The 16,722-nt window shown below is 42.1% G+C and carries 15 protein-coding genes; 12 read left to right on the plus strand and 3 right to left on the minus strand.

Annotated elements, in window-relative coordinates; translation table 11 throughout:
• Positions 1-33 precede the first annotated feature (33 nt).
• The 6 genes from RM347_RS20785 to RM347_RS20810 all read left to right on the plus strand — a co-directional run bounded on the left by RM347_RS20785 (position 34) and on the right by RM347_RS20810 (position 6,683).
• Positions 34-2,619 carry a GAF domain-containing protein gene (locus RM347_RS20785; RefSeq protein ID WP_322720228.1) on the plus strand — a complete coding sequence of 862 codons (2,586 nt, stop codon included), beginning with the start codon at positions 34-36 and terminating at the stop codon, positions 2,617-2,619.
• Positions 2,620-2,887: 268 nt separating this feature from the next.
• Positions 2,888-3,022, plus strand: a complete 135-nt coding sequence (locus tag RM347_RS20790) for a pentapeptide repeat-containing protein (RefSeq protein WP_322720229.1) — start codon at positions 2,888-2,890, stop codon at positions 3,020-3,022.
• A 203-nt stretch (positions 3,023-3,225) separates the two neighbouring features.
• Positions 3,226-3,717, plus strand: coding sequence for a hypothetical protein (locus RM347_RS20795; protein WP_322720230.1), 492 nt, complete (start codon positions 3,226-3,228; stop codon positions 3,715-3,717).
• Positions 3,718-4,346: 629 nt separating this feature from the next.
• Positions 4,347-4,514 (plus strand): hypothetical protein, encoded by a 168-nt coding sequence (locus RM347_RS20800; protein WP_322720231.1) that lies wholly within the window; start codon positions 4,347-4,349, stop codon positions 4,512-4,514.
• A 651-nt stretch (positions 4,515-5,165) separates the two neighbouring features.
• Positions 5,166-6,248 carry a response regulator gene (locus tag RM347_RS20805; protein ID WP_322720232.1) on the plus strand — a complete coding sequence of 361 codons (1,083 nt, stop codon included), beginning with the start codon at positions 5,166-5,168 and terminating at the stop codon, positions 6,246-6,248.
• A gap of 57 nt (positions 6,249-6,305) precedes the next feature.
• On the plus strand, positions 6,306-6,683 hold the full coding sequence (locus RM347_RS20810; protein WP_322720233.1) for a response regulator transcription factor: 378 nt from the start codon (positions 6,306-6,308) through the stop codon (positions 6,681-6,683).
• A 133-nt stretch (positions 6,684-6,816) separates the two neighbouring features.
• Here RM347_RS20810 and RM347_RS20815 read toward each other — a convergent pair whose 3' ends face one another.
• Entirely contained in the window at positions 6,817-10,425 is a 3,609-nt protein-coding gene (locus RM347_RS20815) for an AAA-like domain-containing protein (RefSeq protein WP_322720234.1), read from the minus strand.
• A gap of 246 nt (positions 10,426-10,671) precedes the next feature.
• Here RM347_RS20815 and RM347_RS20820 point away from each other — a divergent pair, with 246 nt between their 5' ends.
• The 3 genes from RM347_RS20820 (at position 10,672) to RM347_RS20830 (ending at position 12,007) form a co-directional block, all read left to right on the plus strand.
• The gene (locus tag RM347_RS20820) at positions 10,672-11,199 is read left to right on the plus strand and encodes a hypothetical protein (RefSeq protein WP_322720235.1); all 528 of its coding nucleotides are present in this window, start codon (positions 10,672-10,674) and stop codon (positions 11,197-11,199) included.
• A gap of 135 nt (positions 11,200-11,334) precedes the next feature.
• Complete coding sequence (locus tag RM347_RS20825) at positions 11,335-11,649, plus strand: hypothetical protein (protein ID WP_322720236.1); 315 nt, start codon at positions 11,335-11,337, stop codon at positions 11,647-11,649.
• Entirely contained in the window at positions 11,639-12,007 is a 369-nt protein-coding gene (locus RM347_RS20830) for a pentapeptide repeat-containing protein (protein WP_322720237.1), read from the plus strand. The genes RM347_RS20825 and RM347_RS20830 overlap by 11 nt, the downstream gene beginning before the upstream one ends.
• A 196-nt stretch (positions 12,008-12,203) precedes the next feature.
• Here the strand turns inward: RM347_RS20830 and RM347_RS20835 are convergent, their stop codons facing one another.
• Entirely contained in the window at positions 12,204-13,196 is a 993-nt protein-coding gene (locus RM347_RS20835; protein WP_322720238.1) for a LysR substrate-binding domain-containing protein, read from the minus strand.
• A 266-nt stretch (positions 13,197-13,462) separates the two neighbouring features.
• Here RM347_RS20835 and RM347_RS20840 point away from each other — a divergent pair, with 266 nt between their 5' ends.
• From RM347_RS20840 to RM347_RS20850, 3 genes are all read left to right on the plus strand, one after another.
• Entirely contained in the window at positions 13,463-14,173 is a 711-nt protein-coding gene (locus tag RM347_RS20840) for a cadmium resistance transporter (protein WP_322720239.1), read from the plus strand.
• A 79-nt stretch (positions 14,174-14,252) separates the two neighbouring features.
• Positions 14,253-14,915, plus strand: coding sequence for a hypothetical protein (locus RM347_RS20845; protein ID WP_322720240.1), 663 nt, complete (start codon positions 14,253-14,255; stop codon positions 14,913-14,915).
• 326 nt (positions 14,916-15,241) lie between these two features.
• Positions 15,242-15,670 (plus strand): YidH family protein, encoded by a 429-nt coding sequence (locus tag RM347_RS20850; protein ID WP_322720241.1) that lies wholly within the window; start codon positions 15,242-15,244, stop codon positions 15,668-15,670.
• 126 nt (positions 15,671-15,796) lie between these two features.
• On the opposite strand, the gene RM347_RS20855 is transcribed toward RM347_RS20850, so the two are convergent.
• On the minus strand, positions 15,797-16,519 hold the full coding sequence (locus RM347_RS20855) for a class I SAM-dependent methyltransferase (protein WP_322720242.1): 723 nt from the start codon (positions 16,517-16,519) through the stop codon (positions 15,797-15,799).
• Between the last annotated feature and the right edge of the window lie 203 nt (positions 16,520-16,722).

Genomic DNA, 16,722 nt, shown 5'->3' on the forward strand with positions numbered 1-16,722 from the left:
TAAAATCTCATCCTGCTATATAAAATACCAGTTATGTCAGCGTATCAAGGAAGTTGTGGGGAGACCACCGATGTGATTATTGGTGTTCACAACCAAGAAAACCTCGAATTACAAGCGAATTCTGCTCCTGTGGGTGCTCTTGCTACAAGACAAGGAACTTTTTCTACGTTTCTTGCTCCCTTGACTCAGGATACTTTTAAACAGGTCGTTAAGGATGTTGAGCAAAAATTACAGATTGTCCATCAAACCCTATCAATGCTGGATTCTCAGGGGTTTGAAACCATTCTGCAAGAAATGTTGCATTCGATTACCTTAAAAACCGGGGAATTACTGGGGGCAGACCGGACGACAATATTTTTATTGGATGAAGAAAAACAAGAACTCTGGTCAATTCTAGCTGAGGGTGAGGGCGGTCGCTCTTTAGAAATTCGCATCCCCGCTAATAAAGGCATTGGTGGTGAAGTCGCCACCTTCAAGGAAGTTATTAATATTCCTTTTGATTTTTATAACGATCCGCGATCGCATTTTGCTCAAGAACAAGAAAAAAGAACTGGCTATCGCACCTACACCATGCTGGCTTTGCCACTCTTAAATGAACATGGGCAATTAGTTGCGGTAGTGCAATTACTGAATAAATTAAAATCTGGGAACAATCACGATGCGCCACTTGCAGAGCGCATTGATACCAGAGGTTTTTCCTGTGCTGACGAACAATTGTTTCAAGAATTTGCCCCTTCGATTCGCCTGATTTTAGAGTCCTCGCGCTCTTTTTATGTAGCTACTCAAAAACAACGAGCTGTGGCGGCGTTGATGAAAGCGATCAAGTCTCTCTCTCAAAGCAGTCTCGACTTAGAAGACACCCTGAAGCGGGTGATGGATGAAGCCAAAGAATTGATGAATGCCGATCGCAGTACACTATGGTTAATAGACCGCGATCGCCATGAATTGTGGACGAAAATCACCCAGGATGATAGTTCAACGAAAGAGTTGCGAGTCCCCGTAGGTAAAGGCTTTGCTGGTATAGTAGCGGCTTCTGGCAAGAAACTGAATATTGCCTTTGATTTGTACGACGATCCTGACTCGGATACCGCCAAAAAACTCGATCAGCAAAATGGCTATCGCACCTGTAGCTTGCTTTGTATGCCAGTATTTAACGCCGATCAACAACTGATTGGTGTTACCCAACTTGTAAATAAAAAGAAATCCGGGGATTTTCCACCTTATAATCCGGCTGATTGGCCCAAAGCTCCCGACTGCTTCCAAGCTAGCTTTGATCGCAATGATGAAGAGTTCATGGAAGCTTTTAATATTCAAGCGGGAGTAGCGCTGCAAAATGCCCAGTTGTTTGCCACAGTCAAGCAACAAGAACAGATGCAACGGGATATTCTGCGTAGTCTTTCCAATGGAGTGGTTTCCACTGATAAAGCGGGGTTAATTATCGCCGCCAATGAAAGTGCTAAACGTTTACTGGGACTGGAAGTAGAAGACCGTTTAGAAGGTAAATTAGTTACTGATGCGATCGGTATCAAAGAAGGTGACTTTGGCAAGTGGTATCAGGATGCTTTACATGCTGTTGACTTAAAAGGTCGCCAGCAATATTATCCCGATCGCACACTCCTAACCACTGGTACGGAACAGCATAGTATTAATTTATCGATTAACACAATTGCCGATGCTAGCGACCAAGAGCAAGTCCGTGGGGCGCTGGTAGTGATGGAAGACATCAGTGATGAGAAGCGGCTCAAGAGTACGATGTACCGCTACATGACCCAGGAATTAGCCGAAGAATTGCTGAAATTGGATGATGCTAAACTAGGAGGCGATCGCAAAGAAGTTTCGATTTTATTTTCCGATATTCGCGGCTACACCACTTTGACGGAAAACTTAGAAGCAGAAGAAGTGGTGAGTATGCTCAATGAATATTTTGAATCAATGGTAGAGGCAGTCTTTAAACATAAAGGCACCCTTGACAAATACATCGGCGACGCCATCATGGCTGTGTTTGGTTCTCCCTTACCCTTAGAAGAACACGCTTGGATGGCTGTGCAAACATCCTTAGAAATGCGCGTTCGTCTGCACGAATTTAATCAACGTCGCTATGAAACTAATAAGCCCAGAATTAATATCGGCATTGGCATCAACTCTGATACCGTCATTAGTGGGAATATTGGCTCTAGTAAGCGGATGGAATTTACTGCTATTGGCGATGGTGTTAATCTTGGCTCTCGATTAGAAAGTGTCAGTAAACAGTATGGTTGCGATATTATTATTAGCCATAACACTTTTAAACCATGCCAAGATCATATTTGGGCTAGGGAACTAGATTACATTCGTGTCAAGGGCAGAAATGAGCCAGTAGCCATATATGAATTACTGGGTTTGCGTTCTAATCCGATTGAAAGCGAAAAATTGCAAGTGATTGAGCATTATCACAAAGGACGCGAATATTACCTCAAACGCGATTTTAACCGTGCTAGAGCAGAATTTGCCCTAGTTTTAGCAGCTGACAATCAGGATAAAGCTGCTATGTTGCATCTTCTACGTTGTCAGCATTGGTTACAATCACCCCCAACAGAATCAGATTGGGATGAAGGAGTTTGGACGTTTCTGGAAAAATAAGTGGCTTTCCTCAATTGACCTCTGATATCAAATCTGCATTTAAGTATATATCGCTACTAAATTATCTGCGTCATTATGTACCGATTGTCTGGGGATACTGCATATAAAAGACTTTTTATCATTTTTCTCGTTTCCAGCCTCTGGCTGGAAATGCATTAAAAGCGGCTCTGCCGCAAATTCAGGAGGCGGAGCCTCGCATTAGCCATTCCCAGTCTCTGACTGGGAACGAGGTAATTGATGCAAGAGGTGAGTTATCGATGCTGAAGAGTTGCTCAAGCGTTATGCAGCTGGGGAGAGAGACTTTAATGAGATTAATTTGATAGGGCTTAACTTGAGTGGTCTCAACCTGAGCGAGATTAACTTGACTGGTGCTGAATTGGGAAAATCTAATTTGATATTTTGATATTAAAATATTGAGTATTTCTAACAGAAAAAATCTATATAAATTACTTTTAAAAAAATCTTAATATTTCTCAACTTAGGTTAAAAAATCTTGGGATTGAGTTCAGAATTAAGAGCGATCGCTTTGTAAAGGTTAATTGATATTGCTTGTCAAACTGCTGGTGAAGTTAGAAACTAAAGAAATACAACACACGCAATTATTTTATGACTGCTATTTCTAACCTTGAATTCAAACGACCAATTTGGCAAACCGCTATCATATTGACTTTGGGCTTTTGGCTCAGTGCTAGTCTAGTTTTAGATTGGGTAATTATGCCTAGTCTTTATCTTTCTGGGATGATGAGCCAAGCTGGTTTTACAACAGCAGGCTATACGATTTTTTGGAACTTCAATCGGATGGAATTGTTATCTGCTGCTATAGTCCTGACTGGGGCACTAGCTTTGAGCAAAACCCGATATCACTGGAGTATTGGCAGTATTGTTTTATCTGTGCTGCTGCTAATTATAGCTGTGCTTGATACCTATTTATTAACTCCGCAGATGTGCGCTATCGGAGTTCAACTCAACCTATTTGAAGCTGCTGCTGCTATTCCATCGACAATGAATTTACTACACGGCAGTTATTGGGTACTGGAAGTAGTTAAGCTGGTGGCTGGTGGCACACTTTTAACCTGGTGCTGGCGTGAGCAAGTTTAAGTAAATGGAGAAGTATAACGGTGAGAATGTCCACTTCTAAATCTCACGCCAAAGACGCAAAGAAATTCTTTGCGTCTTTTTGCTACAAATAGCTTATGGGTTAATGAATGCAATGTCTGTCTTGAAAAGTTCAGCCGAACCGACTTTTCGCTGCGTCGCTAACAGATGTCTAACGACAATCCGTGACAACGGTCTATGCGTACAATTTTATATTTATAATTGTGACTTTTAAAACTTGAGATTTTTATGGTAAATTGCTACTATAAAATGATTCAATCCTTTATAAGTGTAATTAAATAAGCAAATAAAATTATCTTTTACGGTACATTTTCAGCCTTTCCGGACATCCGATCAAATAAATACTAAAAGATAATATTAATTAGTTTTCATGTTTACTTTACTGATTTCTCATGAAGTTTATATATTTCTGCTAACTTTTTTTGAAAATTATAGTAACCTGAATTTTAGTGAGTACGTTACTTGTTATCTACCATCTAGCTGAAAATAGCTATTTTGCAAGTATGTACTACCAATCAAGAATTTCGCTGTAAGTTCTTGAACTTCTCATTCCAAATTGTGCAGGGTGATTATTTAGCCTCACACAACATTAGAACCCATTTCCAGTACTTATGAAGAGACTCCCTTCTGCTGATTTGGTCGCCCGTGCATCTCACCACACACCATCATGGCGGCAATTATCAGCTAACTCATCCTTGGTCGGAGGTTATCATTCTTGTTGTGCAAGTGATAATTTTGCCCAATCCCAACTAAGAGTTGCTCTACAATCACAAATCTAAGTAAGACATTGACATTTTTTAACGCTTAGTTATTAATAATACTTTTTCTTTGAAGAAGTTTCTCTTAAGAATAAACTTCTTGGAAAAGTATCCGACGACTTGCGTAACGGCTGCAAAAACATAGTTCGTCGGTGCGGGATTAATGCCTATAAGCCTTGATGGAGAACCATTTATGTCTATCATTACAGTAGATTTTAGCAGCTCCAGACTTTAACATTAGGGGCAAAAAAAATTTTGCTAGAGAACTAAAGTATCTGCAATTTTAGGCTGCAAAATACGGATAACAGTGATGCTTTTGTGACTGATGGGCGAGAGCCAATGGTCTGTGCGTGGCACTTGAGTTACTGTTAGATTGGCCAGATTAGCGAAAGATACAGAAAACCAATCTAATTTTTGAAATACTATATCCTGGCAACTAGTCGGGCCATTTTGCTATTGGGCAATAGCATGAATTAGTTTAGTTGTAACTCGTGCATTATAGCTTAACAGAGATTGGTGAATTAGGAGTTGGGGGGTGTGGAATCTCTGTACTAACTCAAATGTGACCGCTATATTTATCTGACAGTACTCCCAACAAAGTCGCGGTGAATTCCGAAAAGGTAATTCACTAATTTTTCCTGCAAATGTTAATTTTATTCCAGAACCATCCCAATGAAGACACTTCCGATTAGTAGATACAGATTTTTCCAAAAGCTCCAGCCGCTATCTTTGTTGAAAAAAATCACCGGTAAATCAGTTACTGGTTGTTTGCAAGTGTTTAGCACTTCAGGCTCTTGGTCAATATATATGGACGAGGGTAAACTAATTTATGCCTGCTACTCAGAGAAAATGTTTGAGCCACTTTACAGAAATTTGCAACGCTTGAGTCAGCAAATTTCTACTCTCCCTCGCGGAATCAAAGAACAGTTGCGGGCGATATTTGAAACTGGTATTGAAAATCAGGCAATACCGAACCCAGATTATCTGGCTATTTGCTGGTTAGTCAATCAGAAATATATCAGTCCCTCTCAAGCGGCGATACTCATAGAGCAATTGGCGCTAGAAGTTCTGGAGTCATTTTTGAACTTAGAAGAGGGGAGTTATGAATTTATTCCTGAAAGCTTTCTGGATGATATGCCAAAGTTTTGTCATCTAAATCTCCGCTTATTAGTTGAACGATGTCAAACACCCCGGAGCGAAACAGCTTATCGTCAGACATCGCCAACTTCTCAATCGCACCCCTCACAATTGTTCCAAATAAATCAACTGCAACCTCAAACCAAAATTACTCCAAAGTCGCCTAGAACAAACGCCTATAAACCATCAGCCTACTCTATTAATACTAATGAACATAGGGGTCAGCGAATTATCCAACCAACTGTTGACAAAAAAGTCTACACAATTTTTTGTATTGATGACAGTCTTACAGTATTGAATGCTATTAAAAGTTATTTAGATGAGCAAACTTTTTCTGTTGTCGGAGTTACTGATTCTTTGAAAGCTTTAATGCAGATTGTTCGCACAAAGCCCGATATAATTTTGTTGGATATTTCGATGCCTAATTTAGACGGATATGAACTCTGCACTTTGCTGCGTAAACACTCACATTTTAAAAATACACCTGTGATTATGGTGTCAGGAAAAGTAGGATTTCTAGATAGAGCTAAAGCTAAGATGGTCAGAGCATCGGGCTATTTAACTAAGCCTTTTACACAAGGAGATTTACTAAAAGTCATTTTTCAACATATTGTTTAATTTCCAAACATAAAAAATAGCTCCAATCAACCAACATATTATTTTGGAGATTTAAGGTTGAGTATTACCTGGATCGCTACCATTTTAGTTATAGAAGATTGTCTGAGTGAATTAAAATCAATTAGTCGTTATCTCACAGATAGAGGTTACAATGTTATTAAGGCAACTAGTGCGAAAGAAGCTTTAGAAATAATCTTAGAAGAAAAACCGGATGCGATTGTTACTGATGTCGTGATGCCAGGAATGAGTGGATTTGAATTGTGTCGCTTCATCAAAACAAATCCGACTAATCAAAAAGTACCGATTGTAATTTGTAGTAGTAAAAATCAGGCAATTCACCACTTGTGGGCAAAGAAGCAAGGTGCTGATGCCTATATAACTAAGCCATATACGCCTGAGCAGTTACTGAGTGTCATTCAATCGCTTGAGGCATAAACCTACAAATAAGTTTGTGGGATATGGCAATCCAATTTGATTTTTATAAATAAAATATCTAAATTTCTGCCGATGCTAGTGGACTCGCTACCGCTCCGCTATCCTGCCTTATTTACGCAGCCCCTGGAAGGGATTATGGTTTAAATGGATAAAAAAGGCTGTGGCAAATAGAGCGATCGCTATTTTCCACGGTTATATTAGTCTTTAAATAATCCCGCACCCAATCACAACTGTATTTCACTAGATCGAGATGGAGAATTTGTTCTAGATCCCACAGAATTACAAGTTGGTCATCTCCGCCAGAGGCGAGGGTTTTGCCATCGGGGCTAAAGGCAACACTGCTCACATTAGAAGTATGTCCATTCAGGGTTACGAGCAAAGTACCATCGGTCTTCCAGACTTTGATAGTATTATCAAAACCTGCGGCTGCCAACATTTGACCATCTGGACTGAATGCTACCCTCGTTAAGCCAATACTTTTACCATCAAAGATTCTCACCAGAGTGCCATCACGCTTCCAAAGTCGGAGACGACCATCTCCACCAGTGGAGGCAATAAATTGACTATTCGGGCTAATGGCAACTCCAAAAACTTCACTGTTATGCCCTTCTAAGGTTCGGTCGGGTTTCTCCAACAGGCGTTCGCTGTTTTCTGAAGTCCAAAGTTTGATGGTGCCATCAGCACTGGCAGAGGCGAGAAACTGCCCATCTGGACTATAAACAATGTCCCAAATGCGGCCTGTATGCGCCTGGATAATTTGGTGGAGTTGGAATTGTCCATTAGCGTCGCGTTGCCAGAGTCTCAGCTTGTAATCAAAACCCACAGTCACTAACCGTTTACCATCAGGACTGTAGCTAACACCCAAAAGACCGATACCTGGGCCCTTAAGAAGGGTTCGCTGATTGCTGTTTAGTTCCCACAGTCTTATAACACCGCCGGAACCGACGATCGCTAAAGTTCGACCATCGGGGCTAAAGGCGAGACTAAGCATTTGAGAATCGTCTTCAACAATGGTTTTCGCTAGAGAACCATCGCGTTTCCAGAGTTTGACTTCTTTGCCAGCAATGGAAGCTAGACGTTGCCCATCAGGGCTAAATGCCACCCGCCAGACCATTTCTTGATGGCCATTGAGTAGCTTTACTAAAGGTGAGTTGACTCTCCAGAGTTTGATGGTGTTGTCGTGACTGGCAGAGGCGAGAGTTTCTCCATCAGGACTGAAGGCGATGGTTTGAACATTTGAGGTATGCCCCTGCAAAGTTCTTAATAGAGTACCATCTACCCGCCAGAGTCTTACAGTTTTATCATGGCCACCGGAGGCAATGGTCTGCCCATCAGGACTAAAGGCTACACCAAATACTTCAGCGGTGTGTCCTTTAAAAGTTCTCAGTAGGGTGCCTTCTCGATTCCACAGTCGCACCATATTATCTGCACCGCCAGATACTAAAGTTTGTCCATCTGGGCTAAAAGCAAGACTCCAAACAGTTGCCTTGCCGGCTGTGAATGTTTTGATCAGTGTTCCATCCAATCGCCAAAGCTTATTAGTACCACCCACCATGCTAGAAGCGATGGTTTGACCATCGGGGCTGAAGGCAATTCCCCACACACCACGCTCATGCTTGAGAGTTCTGATTAAAGTGCCATCTAGTTGCCAAAGCTTAACGCTCAAATCGCCACTGGCAGAAGCGATCGTTTGTCCATCTGGGCTAAAAGCAACTCGCCACACCGCAGATTTATGCCCTTTGAAGATGGTTAATAATTTACCATCGATTGTCCAAAGACGGATACTGCCATCAATGCCGGCAGCGACTATCCGGCGGCTATCCGGGCTGAAGCGAACGCTGTGTATGGTTGCAGTATGTGGTAGTGTTTTGACCAGTGTTCCATCCCGTCTCCATAGCTTGACTGTGCGATCGATGCTAGATGAGACAATCCACTGACCATCAGGGCTGAAATCAACACCTAAGACAATCCCTTGATGCCCTGACAGGTGATTGAATTCATCAGCACCGTAGACAGCTTGTTCCAATACTTTGCGGGTTTGGAAATCTAGGGCATTGGCATCTGCAAAATTTTGCAGTTCGAGCCGTTGAAATTTCTGTCTGGCTTGGATTGCTTTTACCAGTGCATCTAAGCGTTGATTAGAATTAAAACTCCCATTGGAAGCAGCTGCGATCGCTCGTACCTCACTCAGCGATGCATATCGATCGGCGTAGAGTGTTGTGATCCCCAAGATAATCGCTGCTACTAGGGTCACACTTACCCCTACCAGTAGTCGTTGCTGACGGCGGGCGCTCTTTTGTTCACTCGCTAATCGCACTTCATTTTCTTTGAGCCGTTCTACTTCCATTTTTTGCTGGACTTCGCGGCGTTCTAATTCTTGGCTGGCTGCTAAAAATCGATAGTCCAAATCGCTGAGACTTTTGCATTGAGTCCAGTCCAAGACCTCTTGTAACGCATTCCCCCGCAGTAGGCGTGACTCATCTTGAAAGTCCGATGCTACCCAAGCATTGAATGGCTGTGAGTAAGGACGCAGATTGTCTAACTGCCTTAACACCCATTCAGCATTGAAAATACTGCGGTAAATCGGATTTTTAATTCTGAGATAGCCGTTGTGCCTCTCGACTAATCCTGATAGTAAAAGCTCCGTCTGTTCTCGACTATCATCGGTAGGCACGGGAGATATTAGAGGTAGAGAATGCCAAGAGTCGCTAGTATCTTCCCTCTTTGCGTCTTCCCATTCTCCTACTTCCTCCGCTTGCAATACCTGCTGATAAAGAGCCAATAACCGTCCTGCTTGTTGTTGGTTAAAAAGTAGGCGATCGCGAATAGTGCGGAGGTGTTCGGGTTCATCTTGTGATTCCCAGTGTTGGATAATTTGCGATCGCACCAATTCTTCTACCCAATATGCTTCAGTGTTTGGGGATAGAACAATTTTCCGATCTGATGTTTTTAAGGCAGTTTGGAGAACTAACTGACAAAGTTTTTGAGTTAGAAACGGTTGTCCCCCTGTCCAGTAGATTACCTCTTGCAGCACTACTTCTGGTTGGCTGATTGCTCCCTTTAACCCATTTAGCAATGGGTTAGTTTCATCCAATCGAAAGCCGTATAACTCTATGGCCGTCCCAATGTTAAAAGGTGTCCGGCGTTTGTCAGCAATTAAGTCAGATGGACTGGCTACTCCAAACAATGCAAATCCCAGGCGTTGGAAATTTGGGTCGTGTGCCTGCTGATTGTAGCAATGACGAATCCAGGCAAAAAAGTCATTGACAGGAAAATTCAAACTCAGCAAACTATCAATCTCGTCAATGAAGATGAAAATGCCTTTGGCTTTGTCATCTCCTTCACAATCGCTCTTGACATTTGGCAGCAAAACTTCTTCAACAAACTGGTGTAGTTTTTGTACAGGAGAAAGACCTGCTTGCATATTCCACCATTGCTTAAAGTTGAGATGTTCCGCCAGATTTAACCCGTAGAACATGCTGACAATAATTCCTTTATACCATTGTGCTGATGTGGTATCCTCGCTACCCAATTGAGTCACGTCTAAGTAAACACATTTATAGCCTTCTGACTTGAGACGACGACTTATTCGCTGTAATAGGGATGACTTACCCATTTGGCGGGAGTTGAAGACGTAGCAAAAATCACCACTTTTCAGACTTGTATAAAGTTTTTCGTCAGCCTGACGCACAACATAAGTGGGATCGTCAATGTGGAGGCTACCGCCAACTTGGTATCTCATGCAAAATTCTGATTAGAAAAAGTAGATGCGATTGCAGATGGAGAAACGACGGCAAATGATTTGCCTTTGGTAAATACTATGATTTACTGATTTTAGATTGGATGTTGCCTAAAGTCAGTGGGTTGGTTAAATCCGCCAAATTCCTAAAAGCAATTTTGTCTTTGTTTAACCATAGCTAACCTTGACCCGGAAAACATGGCAGATTACTTGAATAAGTACCAAAAGTCTGACAGGAAAACCATACTAATGAGAATTTGGACTACTGCTGTGCTAGCTTCTTTTTGGCTAATATCTGGAGTTATATGTTCTGAGCCAATCAAGGCTACTGCTGTTTTGGGAGAAAATCCTATATCGTCTCCTGCGCCAACGAATGCAAAACAGATTACTGTCAGTAACACCGAGTTTGGGCTGAAGAAAGTTGACTCCCAAGGAAACGTTACCATTTTCCAGACAAAAAGAGTGCCACTTCAGGAAGGAAACATCTATGGATGGCGGATTAAACTCAGAGACTACCAAGGTGAAGTGAAATGGCGCGAAGTCTTGCGTTTACCAAAACCCCCAGAAACTTGGGGTACAGATAACGGTGAAGATTTCTCAATATCGGCAGACGGCAGGACATCTGTAACGCGGCGCACACAGTCGGCTCCAGAGGGTGTAATTGAGAATTTTTGGACGATCGCTCCTGGCGATCCAGTTGGTAAACATAGAATAGAGGTTTATATTGATGACCGTTTAATCAGTACTTTCGAGTTTGAACTTATTCCAGTCAAGTAGATGTGAAAGGGATTGGGAAGAAACAAGGAAGAAATTTGTTTAAAAATTATCGCTTGTCTCCCTTGTCTCCCCATCCTCCTGGGAAGCTGAGGAGTATCTTAGAGATAGAAGTTTGATTCTTGTTGGGTGGCGATCGTGAATACAGAGGAATTCTTGCGATTGATCGAAAAGCAGCGCCCATGTCCTCAGACACTGCCAAAAGGGCTGCAAGCAATGTGGTATGACAAGAAAGGTGATTGGAGCAAAGCTCATGAAATAGTTGCAAATGCCAGCGATGCTGACAGTGCATGGGTTCATGCTTACCTGCACCGCAAAGAAGGCGATTTGAACAATGCCCATTTTTGGTATCAACGCAGTGGTCAATCAGAGTTTTTAGGAGAATTAAGCCAGGAATGGGAACAAATAACTTCTGTATTGTTAAAGAAGGTGAACGCGACGCATGAATGCTGAGGAATTAAAAAGGCGTTTTGCCGCAGGAGAAAGATATTTTCCAGCCGTCAACTTAAGTAGGGACAAGCTGATTGGAGCCTATTTGCCTGGAATTAACTTATGGGGATCTGACTTGAGTGGAGCTAACCTAGCTAAAGCTAAACTCTGGGGAGCAGATTTGAGTAGAGCTAACTTAGCCAAAGCGAACTTGACCAGAGCTAATTTGAGCGGTGTCAAACTGAACGAAGCAAATCTCCGGGGAGCAAAACTCAACTATGCCAAGTTGTATGGAGCGAATCTGACTGGCGCTTACTACGATGAAAGCACGCGGTTTTCTAGAGGTTTTGACCCCATCAGTCAAAATATGCAAAAGGTGTGAAGGGACTGGGGAAGGAGCAGGGGGCAAGGGGGAGAATAAAAACTACCTCTTACCCTCTGCACCCACCAAGAACTGCCCCTCTGCCTCTTGTGCCCAATACTTCGGCTCCGGCTCCATCGAGCGACTTGTACTGAGCGTAGTCGAAGTAAGTCGAGATGCTCAGTACAAGTGCCCAATGCCTAATCCTCCATCCCCTTTACATAACTGATTTTGATACGTGTTTATGCGAGCCATCTAACATAGACGATGTCAACATTTGTTCAAAGACTTTGGAAAGAGCAGTTTGAAAACGCTGACGATGTTTGAGTTTGAAAAAAGGTCGAACTATTTCTGCGTAGGCGTAGCCTGCCGTAGGCATCGCACCGTTACCCTCTCTATTATCAATCACTCGAATTGCTCGCAGAGTTCCCAACTGTATTTCTTTTTTTACCATCAACTCAGAAATTCCAATTGCACCGACACCATCTTCGATCGCTGCTTTTGTCATCTCTCCACTGTTAAATACTAAAATTACATCTAGTTCACTGAGATTGATTCCCCAATTTTGTAAGGCTTCCTCAAACCTTTGCTGGGTTCCAGAACCTGGTTCTCGCATCACCCAAAGGGTTTGAGTCAATTGGCTTAAGTCAATTTCTCCCCACTCAAACCAAGGGTGTTTTTGACCTACGACAATTTGTAAGCGATCGCTCCCGACTATTTCATACTCCAGAGTACTCTGGAGTGCTGGCTTCACATCTCCTTCCACCAAACCTAAATCAAACTGTCCTGTCGCCGTTCCGAGACAAATCTCTTCTGTATTGGCAAGGCTACAGTTAATTTGGATACCGGGATATCGGCTCTTAAACTCACTAATCTTACTTGGTAGCCAGTAGTTACCAATTGTCAGACTTGACCCTAATTTCAATTCACCCCGTTGCAGATTGTTCAATTCTCGCAATCCCCTTTCAGTCAAGGAAACTTGATCGAGAATTTTTTGCGCTTCCACTTGCAGTAATTTACCCGCCTCAGCAATCTCGATATGGCGACCAATTCGATGGAACAGTTTTACACCGTATTCTTGCTCTAAGTTGTGGATCGCTGCACTGACAGCAGGTTGTGTAATATAAAGCTCCTCTGCTGCCCGAGTAAAGTGTAAGTGCTGTGCCACAGCCAGAAAAATTTTTAGCTGCTCAAGCGTCATTCCTGCCATTTATGGTATCCCTACAACTTGGTGTCAAAATTTTAATCACTTTCATTTATCATTTTGACAAACAAAAGCATTTGATTCTATCGGTTAGTTTGACTAAAGTATAAATCAAGGCTTCGGCACGGACTCAAACAGCCAAGTAAAGAGCACGATAAGCAGAGAAACAGGGAAAGCAGGCGGAAAAGTTGCAGTATGTATTTCCCCTCTATCCCTCTGTCCCTCCGCCTCTTGTGCCCAATACCCAAGTATGAAAATAAGGACTTCCACAAATGAGCGGTTTAGTAACTGCAATTACCACAGGGATCACGGCATTCAGTGCCACCAACATCGATGATATTGTCATTCTGACATTGCTTTTTTCACAAATAAATAAAACATTCCGCAGTCGTCACATCCTTGCTGGTCAGTATCTCGGTTTTGCTGCATTGATCGTTGCTAGCCTTCCCGGTTTCTTCGGTGGACTAATCATACCGCAGGACTGGATTAGACTACTTGGTTTAATGCCAATAATCATTGGTGTGAGTAGCTTACTAAAGCGCGAAGAAGATTCACCAGAGGAAGCCGAAGAAGAAACCGAGCCGTCTTGTCCCTCTATAATTACCAGCTTTTTCTCTCCGCAAACATGCAATGTAGCTGCGATCGCCTTTGCGAATGGTAGTGATAATATCAGCGTCTACGTGCCCCTGTTTGCCAATTCGGAATTAGATAGTCTGCTAGTAATACTAAGTGTATTCTTTACGCTAGTGGGTGTATGGTGTTATACCGCTTATAAGTTAACCTACTTGCCTGCGATCGCCCAATTTCTAACTGAAAACGGCAACACTTTTGTGCCTTGTATCTTGATTGGTTTGGGTGTATTTATTGTTACAGAAAATGTTACTTGGACTCTTTTATCTGTAGTTTCTAGTTATATATTTTCATTGATTTTAGGTTTCAATACTCAGTCTTCGAGTGAAGATCGAGAAAAATTAAGTGTCTAAAAACAGGTGCATCATGAATTTTCTGAGCAAAATGAATTTCAAACTGCAAAATATCTTACCCATCAACAGGAACCAAAACATGAAAATCTGGAAATCTCTGCTAATTGTCTTAATGATTGTCGCTAATCTCGCCTTCGCTCAACCTTCTTTTGCTGATAGACCAAAATTTAGCAAAAACCCTGATTACATCGAAGTCACTAAAGCTCTTAACGAACTCTCTCAAACAAAAGATGCCCAAACTCAAGTTGAAGGTCTTACACCAGAAGAAATTCAAAAGAGAGTGGAGGAATTAACACTGCAAAAATATGCCTTAGAGACAGGAATTAACTGGGGTCAATGCGACAACCAAACAGGTAAGACCATAGCGGTATATGGCAAAAGACCAAATGATGAAGAGGATGAAGATGCCGTATACGAAAATGGGTTGTATTTTCTAGCGAATGGTCACTCCACTAAAAAGAACTGGGATTGTGATGGCATCTATCTACCGAATGATGTCAAGGTAGCAAATTTCACTTCTAGTCCTAATGGGCAAGGTCAAGAATTGACAGGAGCGGCTGCTCTGAAGATACTTGATGGAACTCAATTGGTGATTAAGACGAATCCAGATACTGATGCGATTGAATTGAATGTTCCGACTGTAAAAGTTATTAACAGCAAAGAGGCTAACTGGTTTATCCCAGATGTATCACAGGCTGCCATAGAGACACGAGTTCCTAATGCGCCTAGCAATCAGTCTTGAAATAGAACTGCATAATCTATTTTTGAATGATTGTTCTCAATTTCAATAGGGTAACAGCCAATATCAGAGGAGAAACAGGACACGCACTGGTGAAAAACCTCTCTGAATATTGGCTATTTTCTTGAATTTATCTATTCTCAATTTCAGGCTTGTTTTATTTAGATATCTGCATTAAAATAAATTTTGAATTTGAAAAAATGTACAATCATAACAAGTATATTTCAATAGCGCAAATATTGCGCTGGGTGCAAGTCATCTGGAAAGAGATTTACTATTACCTCCGCATTTTTTTGAGAAGAGCCTCTTTGGGGATAAGGGTATTATTGATGCAGTTAAAATTGAAACCTACAGAAGAAGATAAAGATAAAAAAAAGGCAGGACGACTGAATCCGTCCCGAATCCGAGATCACTTGGCAAATGAGCGTACCTACCTCGCTTGGATGCGGACAGGAATCGCTCTTTTAGGTTTTGGTGTCGTCATCGTGCGTTTGCGTGCCTTCCAAGTACCTTTAGTACCTCGTCCTGGCAACGGCTGGAAGTTAGGTTTAGTCTTCTCGCTGGTGGGTTTAATTACGGTGTGGCTCTCAACGGGGCACTATTTTGCTGTCCGTCGTGATATCGAAGAAGATACTTATGAACCGACAGACCGCTGGGTGTTGCTGTTTAGTCTCGCTGTGATGATTCTCGGCGCTGGGGTAATCTATTTTGTTTTTACAACTTCTTTAGATCCATCAAGTCCACTTATTCCTGAGTAATAAGGCGTTGCAAAACAGTGGGATAATTGGGGCAAGCTCTTGAGGCAGGGGAGGCAGAGGGAGCAGGGGGGAATTTTGGAAGTTGCTAAATCATCCCGCAAATATGCAATGCCAGTAATAGTATTTTTAAAATCGTATCTTATATAACTCGAATAATTCCCCTGTTTTCTGCGTTACGACTTTAGCACCAGCCGCTTTAATCGTTTTTTCCCACTTAGCCAAAGGCTCTAAAAATACCTCAGCCCCCAAATAGGTTTCCAAAACTGCCCAATCTTCTGCTAAAGGCTGTTCTGGGTTGAGAACGTCAAACACAAAATGTCCACCTGGTTTTAACACCCGCTTGACCTCTGCCAGTACAGCATCCCAATATTCGAGTGGAAAATAACAGCTAAATCCTGTGGCGATCGCTAAATCAAACTGCTCTGATGGATAATTTAACTGATGGGCTGCTCCCAACTCAACACCTTTGAACAGCTTGGAATTCAACTGCGGCCCACGGGAATTAAGGGTATCCCGTGCGACATTACTAATTTCTTGCCCATGAAAATATGCTTGCCAATCCCGCCAAGGATAGATTAAAAAGCTGATACCACAGCCAATATCTATACAGTGCTGGTTTTTTTGAGGTTTAGCAATTTCCCAGAAAGGGGAAGCAATTCTCCCTGAGAAGCTACCTCCAATCCACTCGCGGAATATCGGCATCGCCTGTACTTCTGTTGGGAGTTCAAAAGTTTCACGTTGATACTCTCGGTTAAAGCGATAGGCTATTTGGGCTAATCTTTCGTCCCAGTTGGTTGATTTATTTGAAGCAAAAAGATTTTGGAACTGCGAATCGGGCTTTTTAGACATTGGGTTTTTACTACTTTTAAGTACTTTAGTCCAGTTCTAGTGTAGACAAAGTGCAAGCAGTAACTGCAAAATAGCTTACCTGAAGGTTAATTTAAAGATGAAAATTTATTTTCAGAGTATCAAGCGACTTACTAGGGTTGGTTTGCTATTCTCGGTAAGGCTCGTAAGGTTGCGATCGCAAATTCTTCAGAATCAGCAGAGTG

The sequence above is a fragment of the Nostoc sp. ChiQUE02 genome, assembly GCF_034531305.2.
In the GTDB taxonomy this organism is placed as follows: Bacteria; Cyanobacteriota; Cyanobacteriia; order Cyanobacteriales; family Nostocaceae; genus Nostoc.

Bases quoted from the DNA above. Each gene is read 5' to 3' on its own strand.
- RM347_RS20835 (WP_322720238.1), bottom strand. From the start codon at position 13,196: ATGGCAGGAATGACGCTTGAGCAGCTAAAAATTTTTCTGGCTGTGGCA.
- RM347_RS20845 (WP_322720240.1), top strand. From the start codon at position 14,253: ATGAAAATCTGGAAATCTCTGCTAATTGTCTTAATGATTGTCGCTAAT.
- RM347_RS20785 (WP_322720228.1), top strand. From the start codon at position 34: ATGTCAGCGTATCAAGGAAGTTGTGGGGAGACCACCGATGTGATTATT.
- RM347_RS20830 (WP_322720237.1), top strand. From the start codon at position 11,639: ATGAATGCTGAGGAATTAAAAAGGCGTTTTGCCGCAGGAGAAAGATAT.
- RM347_RS20815 (WP_322720234.1), bottom strand. From the start codon at position 10,425: ATGAGATACCAAGTTGGCGGTAGCCTCCACATTGACGATCCCACTTAT.
- RM347_RS20840 (WP_322720239.1), top strand. From the start codon at position 13,463: ATGAGCGGTTTAGTAACTGCAATTACCACAGGGATCACGGCATTCAGT.
- RM347_RS20805 (WP_322720232.1), top strand. From the start codon at position 5,166: ATGAAGACACTTCCGATTAGTAGATACAGATTTTTCCAAAAGCTCCAG.
- RM347_RS20850 (WP_322720241.1), top strand. From the start codon at position 15,242: ATGCAGTTAAAATTGAAACCTACAGAAGAAGATAAAGATAAAAAAAAG.
- RM347_RS20800 (WP_322720231.1), top strand. From the start codon at position 4,347: ATGAAGAGACTCCCTTCTGCTGATTTGGTCGCCCGTGCATCTCACCAC.
- RM347_RS20855 (WP_322720242.1), bottom strand. From the start codon at position 16,519: ATGTCTAAAAAGCCCGATTCGCAGTTCCAAAATCTTTTTGCTTCAAAT.
- RM347_RS20795 (WP_322720230.1), top strand. From the start codon at position 3,226: ATGACTGCTATTTCTAACCTTGAATTCAAACGACCAATTTGGCAAACC.
- RM347_RS20820 (WP_322720235.1), top strand. From the start codon at position 10,672: ATGAGAATTTGGACTACTGCTGTGCTAGCTTCTTTTTGGCTAATATCT.